This is a genomic window from Nocardia sp. SSK8 (assembly GCF_037034205.1).
In the GTDB taxonomy this organism is placed as follows: domain Bacteria; phylum Actinomycetota; class Actinomycetes; order Mycobacteriales; family Mycobacteriaceae; genus Nocardia.
This window is the reverse complement of record NZ_JBAGKD010000004.1, coordinates 353,867-366,228: the sequence shown is the minus strand read 5'-3', so window position 1 is coordinate 366,228 and position 12,362 is coordinate 353,867. Positions and strand designations below refer to the sequence as shown.

Annotated in this window: 9 protein-coding genes; 8 read left to right on the top strand and 1 reads right to left on the bottom strand. The window is 70.8% G+C overall.

What is annotated here, in order from left to right; translation table 11 throughout:
* The first annotated feature begins 5 nt into the window (after window positions 1-5).
* Both WA675_RS10885 and WA675_RS10880 read left to right on the top strand, forming a co-directional pair.
* Window positions 6-1,718, top strand: a complete 1,713-nt coding sequence (locus tag WA675_RS10885) for an ABC transporter substrate-binding protein (protein WP_336084098.1) — start codon at window positions 6-8, stop codon at window positions 1,716-1,718.
* A 23-nt stretch (window positions 1,719-1,741) separates the two neighbouring features.
* Window positions 1,742-2,314, top strand: coding sequence for an adenine phosphoribosyltransferase (locus WA675_RS10880; RefSeq protein ID WP_336084097.1), 573 nt, complete (start codon window positions 1,742-1,744; stop codon window positions 2,312-2,314).
* Here the strand turns inward: WA675_RS10880 and WA675_RS10875 are convergent.
* Complete coding sequence (locus tag WA675_RS10875) at window positions 2,304-2,909, bottom strand: GNAT family N-acetyltransferase (protein WP_336084096.1); 606 nt, start codon at window positions 2,907-2,909, stop codon at window positions 2,304-2,306. The two genes, WA675_RS10880 and WA675_RS10875, sit on opposite strands and share 11 nt — an antisense overlap.
* A 235-nt stretch (window positions 2,910-3,144) precedes the next feature.
* Between WA675_RS10875 and WA675_RS10870 the strand changes: the two genes are divergently transcribed.
* The 6 genes from WA675_RS10870 to WA675_RS10845 all read left to right on the top strand — a co-directional run bounded on the left by WA675_RS10870 (window position 3,145) and on the right by WA675_RS10845 (window position 12,322).
* A complete protein-coding gene (locus tag WA675_RS10870; protein WP_336084095.1) occupies window positions 3,145-4,722 on the top strand; it encodes an ABC-F family ATP-binding cassette domain-containing protein in 1,578 nt (525 codons plus the stop codon).
* Window positions 4,723-4,839: 117 nt separating this feature from the next.
* Window positions 4,840-5,799 (top strand): hypothetical protein, encoded by a 960-nt coding sequence (locus WA675_RS10865; protein ID WP_336084193.1) that lies wholly within the window; start codon window positions 4,840-4,842, stop codon window positions 5,797-5,799.
* Window positions 5,789-7,129 (top strand): adenylosuccinate synthetase, encoded by a 1,341-nt coding sequence (locus tag WA675_RS10860; protein ID WP_336084094.1) that lies wholly within the window; start codon window positions 5,789-5,791, stop codon window positions 7,127-7,129. Before WA675_RS10865 ends, WA675_RS10860 begins: the two co-directional genes overlap by 11 nt.
* Before the next feature lie 130 nt (window positions 7,130-7,259).
* Window positions 7,260-7,883 (top strand): NUDIX hydrolase, encoded by a 624-nt coding sequence (locus WA675_RS10855; RefSeq protein WP_336084093.1) that lies wholly within the window; start codon window positions 7,260-7,262, stop codon window positions 7,881-7,883.
* 229 nt (window positions 7,884-8,112) lie between these two features.
* The gene (locus WA675_RS10850) at window positions 8,113-10,458 is read left to right on the top strand and encodes a RelA/SpoT family protein (protein WP_336084092.1); all 2,346 of its coding nucleotides are present in this window, start codon (window positions 8,113-8,115) and stop codon (window positions 10,456-10,458) included.
* A gap of 256 nt (window positions 10,459-10,714) precedes the next feature.
* Entirely contained in the window at window positions 10,715-12,322 is a 1,608-nt protein-coding gene (locus WA675_RS10845) for a cutinase family protein (protein ID WP_336084192.1), read from the top strand.
* Window positions 12,323-12,362: the final 40 nt, after the last annotated feature.

The following is a 12,362-nucleotide window of genomic DNA, read 5'->3' as shown; positions in this document are numbered from 1 at the left end:
TCAGCATGCGAGGCAGCACGATTCGACTGATCGCCGGGCTGGCCGCGGCGGTGGTGACCACCGGTGTGGTGACCGGATGCTCGTCCAAGAACCAGGTGCCCTCCATCGGGTACGCCGTCGACGCGGCGGTCGCCAGCTACAACGGCGGCAGCACTCTCGGAGCCACCGGCGGCGCGCAGGCGGTGTTCGGCCGGGTGCTGACCGGGTTCTTCTACACCGGACCCGACGGTCAGCAGGTGGCCGACACCGACGCGGGCACCGCCAAGGAGGTGCCCGGCGAGACGCAGACCGTGCAGTACCGGCTCAACCCGGACGGGGTGTACTCCGACGGGGTGCAGACCTCCTGCGACGATCTCGTGCTGGCCTGGTCGGCGCGCTCGGGCCGGTTCACCCGGCCCGGCGACCGCGGCCCGGTGCCGCTGTTCGACGCGGCGAGCACGGCGGGCTACGAGGACATCGAGCGCGTCGACTGCCAGCCGGGCTCCAAGGACGCCACCGTGGTGTTCCGCCCCGGCAAGCACTATCTGCCGTGGCGCACCCTGTTCACCGCGGCCGAGCTGATGCCCGCCCACGTGGTGGCCCAGGCGGCCGGGGTGCCGAACGTGGTGGACGCGCTGCAGGCCGGTGACGGCGCGGTGGTCGGCCGGATCGCCGACTTCTGGAACGCGGGCTGGACCATGCGGCCCGGCGCGCTGGACCTGACGAAGTTCCCGTCCTCGGGGCCCTACCGGATCGAGTCCTTCACCGCCGCCGACGGCCTGGTGCTGGTCGCGAACGAGAAATGGTGGGGCTCGGCGCCGGAGACCAGCCGGATCGTGGTCTGGCCGCGCGGCACCGACTACGCCGCCAAGGCGAAGGACAACGCGCTCGGCGTCGTCGATCTGGGCGCGGGCTCGGTGGACGGCCTGTCGCTCGACGGTTTCGACGAGCGCACGGTCGCTGGGCGCGGCGCCGAACAGCTCGTGCTCGCCAGCGACGGGGTGTTCGGCAGGCTGGAGGTGCGCAAGGCCTTCGCCCAGTGCGTCCCGCGCCAGGCGCTGTTCGACACCCTGGGCAAGGCGGGGGAGGTGCCCGAGCACGGTCTCGGCGCCGGACCGCTGAACGCCCATGTGGTGCAGCAGGATTCGCTGTACTACCCGGCGGTGGCCGGGTCCGCCGACCGGTACCGCGGCGCCGACATCCCGGCCGCCACCGCCACTCTGGCCTCGGCGGGCACCGCGCAGCCCACCGTGCGGATCGGCTACCTCGCACCGGACGCGCGCCGGGCGAAGACGGTGGCCATGATCGCCGACTCGTGCCGGGGTGCGGGTATCACCGTGGTCGACGCGGGCGCACCGGATTTCACGTCCACCCGGCTGGCCGAGGGCGCGGTCGACGCGGTCCTGGGCAGTACCGGCGCGGCACCGGGCCCGGCGGGCTCGACCACGAACGTCGCGGCCTTCGCCGCGTTGCGGGCCGGTAGCGGGCTCGATGTCGGGGGTTTCGCCAACGGTCGCTACGATGCGATCACCGATCAGCTTGCGGGCGAGACCAACTCGGCCGTGACGCTGGATCTGCTCATCGAGGCCGAGAACCTGCTGTGGGCGCAGTTGCCGAGCATTCCGCTGTTCGCGACCCCGCGCACCATCGCGTTCGGCCACGGCATGCAGAACGGGATCGCCGGGCCGACGCAGGCCGGTACCGGGTGGAATATGGACCGCTGGGTGTTGCAGCGGTGAGTGGATGTGACGGAGAGGTGCCGATGAGCAAGCACGCGGTGGTCGAGTCCGACGACCAGGCGGTCGCCCGGGCCGAGAAGGCCGCCGACGCGGTGGGTCGGCTGACCCGCTGGCACGACGACTTCCCCACCCCTGGTGTGCGTTTCGCGGATCTGACCCCGGTCTTCGCCGATGCCGAGGGCTTCCGCGCGGTCATCGACTGCTTCGCCGCCGTGGCCCCCGAGGCCGATATCGTCGCCGGAGTGGACGCGCGCGGATTCCTGCTCGGCGCGGGCGTGGCCGCCACGCTGGGCACCGGCGTGCTGGCCATCCGCAAGGGCGGCAAGCTGCCGCCACCGGTGGTCTCGCGCGAGTACCAGCTCGAATACGGTTCCGCCGCACTGGAAATCCCGGCCGACGGGGTCGACCTCGCGGGTAAGCGCATCCTGCTGCTCGACGACGTGCTGGCCACCGGCGGCACCCTGGCGGCCGCGGCCGCCCTGTTCCAGGAGGTCGGCGCCGAGGTGGTCGCCGCCGCCGTGGTGATGGAACTGGAATTCCTGAAAGGCCGTGAGCACCAGGGTGATTACCCGGTGACCTCGATCGTCAAGCTGTAGCGGCCCGCCACATCGGCCACACCGGCGGGCCACCGGGAACCCGGAGCTCGCCGGTGACGGCGAAACCGAAACGCTCGTAGTAGCCGATATTGTCGGGATTGCTGGACTCCAGATAGGCGGCCGCGCCCTCGGCGTCGACCCGGTCGAGCCGTGAGCGCAGCAGCGCCTGCCCGAACCCGGCGCCGCGTGCCTCGGGCGTGGTGCCGATCATCGACAGATACCAGTGCGGTTCGCGCGGATGATGCTCGGCGAGCAGATCACCGAACTGCTTGCCGACCAGGGTGCGCCTGCCGAAGGCGCGCACGATCCCGGGCAGCGTCCGCAGGTCGGTGGCCGGGGTGCCGTGCCAGTGGCCCGGCGGGCCCCAGATCGTCGCGCCCGCGCCCGCCGCGTCGGGGTCGGTGGCCAGTTCGCAGGCGCCCAGCGGGGCGAACACGTGCCGGGCCAGCGCGGTGAAGAAATGCGGCAGTCCCGCTGCCCGGCGCCGGGGATCCGGCAGGATCCAGGCCATCACCGGGTCCTCCTGGAAGGCCGCGGCCAAGGTGGTGCCCAGCTCGCGCGCATCGGCGCGTCCGGCCTGCCGCACTGTGATCATTCGTCCCGCTCCCGTCGTCGTCGCTGCCCCGATCAACGTGGCCGGGGGTGCCCGGAGTTCCCGTGAGCGCGCTCACCTCGCGCGAAAAAGGGGCTGGCGTGCGGGCGGGGCGCGTGTTATCAATGAGGGGTCCTGTTCCCGGCGATCGGAGCCGCGTTGATTTCTTGAGGTTGCGCTTACGGGCGGTCCGCATACCCGCGCACCGCGATTTCCGCCGCACCTCGAGGGGATCCGCATGGGCACTCTTTCTTTTTCCGATCTCACTTTTCACTGGCCGGACGGCACCGTCGTGTTCGACGGGCTCGACGCCACCCTCGGACCGGGCCAGCTCGGGCTGGTCGGCGCCAACGGTGCCGGGAAATCCACGCTGCTGCGGTTGATCACCGGTGAGCTGACCCCGCTGCGCGGGTCGATCACCGTGCCGGGCGCCCTTGGCTATCTGCGCCAGGACCTGGGCATGCAGACCGGGCACCGGGTGGACGAGGTCCTCGGTATCGCCGGAGTACGGGCCGCGCTGCACCGCATCGAGAGCGGCGAGGGCACCCCCGAGGACTTCGACACCGTCGGCACCGCCTGGCAGGTCGAGGACGAGGCCGTCGCGCTGCTCGGCAGGCTCGGGCTCGACTACGTCGCCGGTTCGGTGGCCGATCTGGACCGCACCGTCGAGACGCTGTCCGGCGGCGAGACGGTGCTGCTCGGGCTGGTCGCCGAACTGCTGCGCGAACCCGAGGTGCTGCTGCTCGACGAACCGACCAACAATCTCGACACCGCCGCGCGCGGCAGGCTCTACGAGGTGATCCGCCAGTTCGGCGGCACCGTGCTCGTGGTCAGCCACGACCGCGAGCTGCTCGACCGGATGGACGGCATCGCCGAACTGCGGGCCGGTGAGATCCGGTCCTTCGGCGGCAATTTCAGCGCGTACGAGCGGATCGTCGAGCAGGAACAGGAGGCCGCCAGGGCCGCGGTGCGTGACGCGCGCAGCGATGTGCGCAAGCAGGCGCGGGAGCTGGTCGAGGCACGCACCAAGCTGGATCGCCGCGCCCGCTTCGCGCAGAAACAGCAGGACAACAAGCGGGTGCCGAAGATCGTGGCGGGCCTGCGCAAGAACGCCGCCGAGGTGTCGGCGGGCAAACTGCGCACCTCGCATATCGAGAAGCTGGACTCCGCGCGCGAAACCCTCGACCACGCCGAGGAACTGGTGCGCGCCGACCGCGAGATCCGGGTCCAGCTGCCCGGGACCCGGTTGTATCCGGGCCAGGAGGTGATCGAGCTGGACCAGGTCGAGCTGGCCAATGGTCCGGTCGTCGACCTGCGGGTCAGCGGGCCGGAGCGGATCGCGCTCACCGGGCGCAATGGCGCGGGCAAGACCACGCTGCTGCGCCGGATCGTCGAGGAGGGGCCGAAGGTGGCGTGGCGGCTGCTGCCCCAGCGCCTGGACGTGTTCGACGAGGACCGCACGGTCTTCGAGAACGTGGCCGCGGCGGCCCCGCACGCGAGTGTCGAGCAGATCCGGGCGCAGCTGGCGCGCTTCCTGTTCCGCGGGACCGATGCCGACCGGGCCGCGTCGGCCCTGTCCGGGGGCGAACGGCTGCGCGCCGCGCTGGCGACGTTGCTGCTCGCCGAGCCCGCGCCCAAGCTGCTCATGCTCGACGAGCCGACCAACAACCTCGACCTGCCCAGCCTGGCCCACCTCACCCAGGCGCTGGCCGGTTTCGAGGGCGCGCTGCTGGTGGTCAGCCACGACGCGCGGTTCCTGGCCGAGATCGGGGTGACCCGCACGCTCGAGCTGACACCCGACGGACTGGTCGAGTAGTCACGGTGGCCCGGCATCGGAAACGGTGCCGGGCCACCGCCGTTCGCGCCGGAACCCTTGACGCCGCACGTTATGGTCGCTTAGACTAAAACAAGCGAACGAGAGGGAGTGGTTCACATGGGGTACGGCAACTGGGACGACACCGCCTACCGGGCGGGCAAGACCTACCGGGCACGACAGGGCCTCGACGACTTCGGCTACACCGCCGAGACGCGCGCCAAGCCCTACGAGACCTGGTGTGCGCACCCGCTGCTCGACCCGTTCGGGGTGACCGTGCGCGAATGCCGGGACTCCGCCGAGCACGGCAACTCGCTGCCGGTGGCGGTGCTGTTCGACGTCACCGGGTCGATGGGCACGGTGCCGCGGATCATGCAGGACAAGCTCGGCAAGCTGCACGGCCTGCTGAAGAACAAGGGCTACGCCGAGGATCCGCAGATCCTGTTCGGCGCGATCGGCGACGCCGACACCGACCGGGTGCCGCTGCAGGTGGGCCAGTTCGAATCCGACAACCGGATGGACGAACAGCTGCGCGCTATCCTGCTCGAAGGCGGTGGCGGCGGCCAGAAGTCCGAAAGCTACGAACTGGCCGCCTATTTCCTCGCCCAGCACGTGGCGACCGACGCCTGGGACAAGCGCGGCAAGCGCGGCTATCTGTTCCTGATCGGCGACGAACTGAACAAGCCGCGCCTGGCCGCCCGGCACATCCGCGCGGTCGTCGGCGATCACGTGCGCCGTGACGTGTCGGTGGAGTCGATCTACCGCGAACTCGCCGAGCGGTGGAATGTGTACTACATCCTGCCGAATCAGTCCTCGTACTACCGGGATCCGGAGATCGCCGAGCACTGGCGGACATTGCTCGGGCAGAACTTCCTGAAACTCGACGACCCGGCCGCGGTGTGCGAGCTGATCGCGCTGACCATCGGGCTGGGGGAGGACCGGGTGGATCTGGACACCGGGCTGGCCGATCTGCGCGATGTCGGGTCGGCGGGGGAGGCCGACGCGGTGGGCCGCGCGCTCGGTACCCGGCCGAGCCGGAGCCTGCGGGCACTGCCGCCCGGAGGCCGTGATGGACGGTGAGACGCACCTGGTCGTCGTCGATCTGGGGTTCGGTGACGCGGGTAAGGGCGCGACCGTCGACTGGCTGTGCTCGCCCGCCGCCGCGCTGGGGGTGGCGGCGGTCGTGCGGTTCAACGGCGGCGCGCAGGCCGCGCACAATGTGGTCGCCGAGGGTCGCCACCACACCTTCGCCCAGTTCGGTTCGGGCACCTTCGCCGGAGTGCCGACGGTGCTGTCCGAACACGTGCTGGTCGAACCGATGGCGCTGGCCACCGAGTCCGAACAGCTGGCCGCGCTGGGCGTGCCGGACCCGCTGGGCCTGCTCGCCATCGACGGCCGGGCCCGGCTCACCACCCCGATCCACATCGCCGCCAACCGTGCCCGCGAGGACGCGAGGGGTTCCTCGCGGCACGGTTCCTGCGGACGTGGCATCGGTGAAACCGCCTGGTACGCCCTGGAACACGACGCACCGACGGTAGCCGACTGCCTGGAGCCCACGGCGCTGCGGGCCAAGCTGGACCGGCTCGCCGCGCACTACGAGGAACTGATCGGGCCCAGCGCGCACGGGTACGAGGCGATCGACGACCTGGTGGCGATGTATCGCGACTTCGCCGGGGCCGTGCGGATCACCGGCGGGGACGTACTCGCGCGCGCGGCGGCCCGGGGCAGGCTGGTCTTCGAAGGCGCGCAGGGCGTGCTGCTCGACGAATGGCGCGGATTCCACCCGCACACCACCTGGTCGACGGTGGAACCCCGCAACGCCCGCGCCATGATCGCTGGACTCGGCGCGACCGCGCGGGTCCTGGGTGTCACCCGGACCTATATGACCCGCCACGGTGCCGGTCCGCTGCCGACCGAGGCGCCGCTGGGGTTCCCCGAACCGCACAACGAGACGGGGGTGTACCAGGGGGCGTTCCGGCAGGGGTACCTCGATCCGATCCTGCTGCGCTACGCCGTCGAGGTGTGCGGCGGGATCGACGGATTGGTCGTCAACCATCTGGACGTGCCCGGAACACGCAGCGCGGCAATCGGTTACGCGACCGCGGCCGGAACGGTCACCGAGATCGCGCCCGGCCGGTGGCGTGACCTCGACCATCAGCGGCGGCTCACCGACGAGCTCGCCGCCGCGCGCCCGATCCTTGCCCCCATCGAGGGCGATCCGGCCGCCTGGCTGGGCCGTCGGCTGCGACTGCCGGTGGTGCTGACCGGGCACGGTCCGGATCGCCGGGACCGCGTGTCGCACCTCGATGCCGGGCGTGCGACCCGATCTGCCGCCTACGGAGCGGGCGATCCGGCCGCCGGACCGGTGGAGCGAGCTGTCGCCCGACCGTCGTCCGCCATCGCCGGGTAGCGGTCCGGCGGCGGACGGTGGTCCGTCGTCGCCGGTGTGGGTGCCCTGTGCGGGAAGTGCCTGTGGGGAGGAAGAATCGGAGGGGATCGCGGCCGGGCGATTCCGGCCGCCGCGAAGGCGAAGGAGTGACGTGGAGCAATCCGTGGTGTCGATCGATGTGGTGACGCTGCGCTGCTGGGAGGCCGACAGCACGGTGCGCATCGGTGTCGCTCCCCGCGAGTTCGAGCCGTTCACCGGGGAACTCGCGCTGCCCGGTGTGCTGCTCGGCCGCGGCGAACGCCTGGCCGACACCGCCCGCCGGGCCGTGCACACCAAACTCGGGGTGCCCGAGCAGGCGATCGGGGCGGTCGGTCAGCTCGTCACCTTCGACGAACCGCACCGCGACCCGCGCGGCCCCACCCTGTCGATCGCCATGTGGGCCGTAGTCGCCGAACACGACGGCCCGGCCGAGTGGGTCGGCTTCGACGAGGTACCGCCGCTGGCCTTCGACCACAACCGCATCGTCGACACCAGCCGCGACCTCCTGGCTGGCCTGCTGTGGAAGGACCAACGCCTCACCCGAGCCCTCACCGGCCCCGAATTCCCGGCCACCCGCGCGGTCGACCTGGCCACCGCGCTACACGGCACCCGCCCCGACCCGGCCAACCTCAACCGCACCCTCGCGGCCATCCCCGGCCTCGAACGCACGGGCGAGCGGCGAAGGGTGAAGGCGACCGGTCGTCCGGCGGTTGTCTGGGCGTTCGCCCAGGACTGATCACGGTCCGCTCGGCGTCCGGTGTCTCCGCAGGTGGGATGCTGTTTCCGGGCGGGGGTACGGAGGCAGTGCGGGAGGAAGGTGTGCGGCATCGGCGCCGACGCACTACCGTCGCAGGCCTGTGACCCCGGGGATTCGAACACCAGGTCGGTCCGGGGACTAAAGTTGGTGGTCCGGGCGGTTGCGGCAGTCGGCCATGTGGTCCGAATGCGGCGTGAGAGGCGGTGGCATGACTCGACATCTCGGCGAGGCGAAGGTTGGGCAGGAATCCACCGGCGCCCCGGCGACCCCCGCCAAGCAATCCCCGACCGCCGCGGTGCCCAGTTCGGCTTCCCGGCGCGTGCGGGCCAGGCTGGCCCGCCGGATGACCGGTCAGCGTGGGATCGCGGCCGTCAAGCCGGTGCTCGAGCCGTTGGCCACGGTGCACCGCGAGCTCTACCCGAAGGCCAACCTGGCGCTGCTGCAGCGCGCCTTCGACGTGGCCGACGAACGGCACGCCAAGCAGTTCCGCAAGTCGGGTGACCCGTACATCACCCACCCGCTGGCCGTGGCCAATATCCTCGCCGAACTCGGCATGGACACCACCACGCTGGTGGCGGCGCTGCTGCACGACACCGTCGAGGACACCGGCTACTCGCTCGACCAGCTCAAGGAGGAGTTCGGGCAGGAGGTCGCGCACCTGGTCGACGGCGTCACCAAGCTGGACAAGGTCAATCTGGGCGCGGCCGCCGAGGCCGAGACCATCCGCAAGATGATCATCGCCATGGCGCGGGACCCGCGCGTGCTGGTGATCAAGGTCGCCGACCGGTTGCACAACATGCGCACCATGCGTTTCCTGCCGCCGGAGAAGCAGGCCAAGAAGGCCAAGGAAACCCTCGAGGTGATCGCGCCGCTGGCGCACCGCCTCGGCATGGCCACGGTCAAATGGGAGCTCGAGGACCTCGCCTTCGCGATCCTGCACCCCAAGAAGTACGACGAGATCGTGCGCCTGGTCGCCGATCGGGCGCCCTCGCGCGACACCTACCTGGCCAAGGTGCGCGCCGAGATCGTCAACACCCTGGCCGCCTCGCGGATCAACGCGATCGTGGAGGGCCGCCCCAAGCACTACTGGTCGATCTATCAGAAGATGATCGTCAAGGGCAAGGACTTCGACGACATCCACGACCTGGTCGGCATGCGCATCCTGTGCGACGAGGTCCGCGACTGCTACGCCGCGGTCGGCGTGGTGCACTCGCTGTGGCAGCCCATGGCCGGGCGGTTCAAGGACTACATCGCCCAGCCGCGCTACGGCGTCTACCAGTCGCTGCACACCACTGTGGTCGGCCCCGACGGCAAGCCACTCGAGGTGCAGATCCGCACCCAGGACATGCACCGCACCGCCGAGTTCGGCATCGCCGCGCACTGGCGCTACAAGGAGACCAAGGGCAAGCACTCCGGCGACGCCGCCGAGGTCGACGACATGGCCTGGATGCGCCAGCTGCTCGACTGGCAGCGGGAGGCCGCCGACCCGGCCGAGTTCCTGGAGTCGCTGCGCTTCGACCTGAAGTCGCCGGAGATCTTCGTGTTCACGCCCAAGGGCGATGTGATCACGCTGCCGCAGAAGTCCACCCCGGTCGACTTCGCCTACGCGGTGCACACCGAGGTCGGGCACAAGTGCATCGGCGCGCGGGTCAACGGCAGGCTCGTCGCGCTGGAACGGCAGCTGGAGAACGGCGAGGTCGTCGAGGTGTTCACCTCGAAGGCGCAGAACGCCGGACCCAGCCGCGACTGGCAGAACTTCGTCGTCTCGCCGCGCGCCAAGGCCAAGATTCGCCAGTGGTTTGCCAAGGAGCGGCGCGAGGAAGCGCTGGAGAGCGGCAAGGAGCAGATCTCCAAGGAGGTCCGCCGGGTCGGGCTGCCGCTGCAGCGGCTGATGAGCGTCGACGCGATGACCGCGGTGGCACACGAGCTGCACTACTCCGACATCTCCGCGCTCTACACCGCCGTCGGCGAGCACCAGGTCTCCGCGCACCACGTCGTGCAGCGGCTGATGGCCCAGCTCGGTGGCATCGGCGACGTGGAGAACGAGCTGGCCGAGCGGTCCACCCCGTCGACCACACCGGCCCGCCAGCGGGTCACCGGCGACGCGGGGGTGCTGATCCCCGGTGCGCCGGGGACGGTCGCGAAGCTGGCCAAGTGCTGCACGCCGGTGCCGGGCGACGAGATCATGGGTTTCGTCACCCGCGGCGGCGCGGTGAGCGTGCACCGCACCGACTGCACCAATGCCGGATCGTTGCAGGCGCAGGCCGAACGGATCATCGAGGTCGAGTGGGCGCCCTCGCCGTCTTCGGTGTTCCTGGTGGCCATCCAGATCGAGGCGCTCGACCGCACCCGGCTGCTCTCCGACGTCACCAAGGTGCTCGCCGACGAGAAGGTCAACATCCTGTCCGCCTCGGTGGCCACCCACGGCGACCGGGTCGCGATCAGCAAGTTCACCTTCGAGATGGGCGATCCCAAGCACCTCGGGCACCTGCTGAACGTGGTGCGCAATGTCGAAGGTGTCTACGACGTCTACCGCGTGACCTCGGCGGCCTGACCGCGCGTTCCCGGCCCGGGCGCTACTCCTCGTGAGAGTGCCCGGGCCGCTTCGTCTCCGGGACCGGACCGGCCTTCGCCAGAGATTTGCTGGCGTTCGCAGCGTTTGCTGGGGCAGTGAAAGGGCCCGTTTGGGCAGCAGTTGAGTTGACCGGAATCTGTTACGGTTTACTGCGTTTCAACGCTCCACTGGTCAGCCGAAACGGACTGTGATGCGGATCGATATGGCTCGGTGCACGACACGACGCACGGTGACGATGATCGCGTTCACCGTCGCTTCGGTGACGGCATCGGCGGGCACCGCGCACGCGCAGGACACCGCTCCCGCCGCGCCGTCGACCCAGGTCTCGATCTCCGCGTGTCCGGCACTGTACGCCTTGGGGATTCAGGGCACCGGCGAATCGTCCCCGGACGCGGCGCCGAGTACCGACACCGGCATGCTGTCCACCGTCTTCCGGCCACTGCTGGCCGCGGCGGGTGACACCGGTCTGGTCGACCGCGCCTACGTGCCCTACGAGGCGGGTTTCGGCGGGGCCGTGCCCGGCGGCGTGGTGCCCTACACCGAATCCGTGGACGGTGGCCTGGAGCGGTTGCGGGCGATGGCCACCCAGGTCGCGCAGCGGTGCCCGGACACGCGGATCGCGGTGGTCGGGTATTCCCAAGGCGCCCATGTGGCCTCGCGCTTCGCCCAGGAGGTCGGGTCGGGCACCGGCGCGCTGCCCGCGGCGAAGATCGCCGGTGTCGCGCTGTTCGCCGACCCCACCCGCGCCGCGAACGCCCCGCTGTTTCCCGGCGCGCCCGGGCTCACCGTGCCCGCCGCGGCGCCGGGCACCTCCGGTGCGGCGCTGGCCGCGCTCGGCGAGGTCCGCCAGGGTGCCGCACCCGGCGGGGGACTCGGGCCAAGCAGTGATCAGGCCGCCGATTTCGGCCAGCTGACCGGGCGTGTCGCGAGCTTCTGCGCGACAGGTGATCTCGCCTGCGACGCCCCGCAGGGCGCGCCGCTGGTGCGGGCCGTCACCAACCTGGTCAGCCAGGTGAAGCTCTCCGGCGGCGACCCGATCGGCTCGCTGGTCTCGATCGCCGACGCGCTCGCCTACACCTCGATCAAGACCGCCACCACCGTGGTGAACGCCGACATCACCGGCAGCACCCTCGCCGATCTGTCGTTCACCCCGGGCAAGTCGATCTCCGAGCGCGTCGCCGAGGCCGCCGACCCGCGCAGCACCCTGGACGTGGACGCGTCCTATCAGGCGCTGTTGAAGGCGGGCGCGATCGGCTTGCAGGCCGTGGCCACGGCGGTGAAATCGGTGCTGAGCCCGGCGAATATCGCCGAGCTGGCCACCGCGACGCTGGCGAACCCGCTCGTCGGGCTCACCCTGCTCGGGACCAAGCTGGCCGGTGCGGTGCCGCAACTGGTGCCGCCGACCACCGGTGTGCGGCTGGTCAGCGAGGCGTTCGGCGAGGTGCAGCGCACTGTCGCCGACAATGCCGAACTGCTCGACGTGACCACCTGGGTGCGGTACTGGAACACCTTGCAGCGCCACGATGGATACTCGCGGATGGCCGTCGCCGCCGACGGCACCCCGCCCACTCGCTACGTCGCGAACTGGTTCGCCGCGCTGGCCAGGGACGCGGCCGACACCTCGGGCAGTGGGGGCGAGCCGGTCGGTGGTTCCGATCGCGGCGCGCCGGGAATATTCACCAGCCCGACCGGCGCGTCTGCGAGACCCCCGGCGCCGGGTGGGGGACAATTTCCGTTCGGGACAGGAGCCGATGGCGCCTCATCCGGCGGCGCGTCGACTCCGCCTGCCGCGACACCCGCCACCACCGCACCCACGACTACCCGTCCGTTCTCTGTGAACTGATCACCGAGAGGTTCTTCGATGCGAATCCATGTGCCCGACG

What these genes read in the sequence shown, in the direction of transcription:
- WA675_RS10850 (WP_336084092.1), top strand. Translation starts at nt 8,113, where the DNA reads ATGACTCGACATCTCGGCGAGGCGAAGGTTGGGCAGGAATCCACCGGC.
- WA675_RS10875 (WP_336084096.1), bottom strand. Translation starts at nt 2,909, where the DNA reads ATGATCACAGTGCGGCAGGCCGGACGCGCCGATGCGCGCGAGCTGGGC.
- WA675_RS10885 (WP_336084098.1), top strand. Translation starts at nt 6, where the DNA reads ATGCGAGGCAGCACGATTCGACTGATCGCCGGGCTGGCCGCGGCGGTG.
- WA675_RS10865 (WP_336084193.1), top strand. Translation starts at nt 4,840, where the DNA reads ATGGGGTACGGCAACTGGGACGACACCGCCTACCGGGCGGGCAAGACC.
- WA675_RS10845 (WP_336084192.1), top strand. Translation starts at nt 10,715, where the DNA reads ATGATCGCGTTCACCGTCGCTTCGGTGACGGCATCGGCGGGCACCGCG.
- WA675_RS10860 (WP_336084094.1), top strand. Translation starts at nt 5,789, where the DNA reads ATGGACGGTGAGACGCACCTGGTCGTCGTCGATCTGGGGTTCGGTGAC.
- WA675_RS10880 (WP_336084097.1), top strand. Translation starts at nt 1,742, where the DNA reads ATGAGCAAGCACGCGGTGGTCGAGTCCGACGACCAGGCGGTCGCCCGG.
- WA675_RS10870 (WP_336084095.1), top strand. Translation starts at nt 3,145, where the DNA reads ATGGGCACTCTTTCTTTTTCCGATCTCACTTTTCACTGGCCGGACGGC.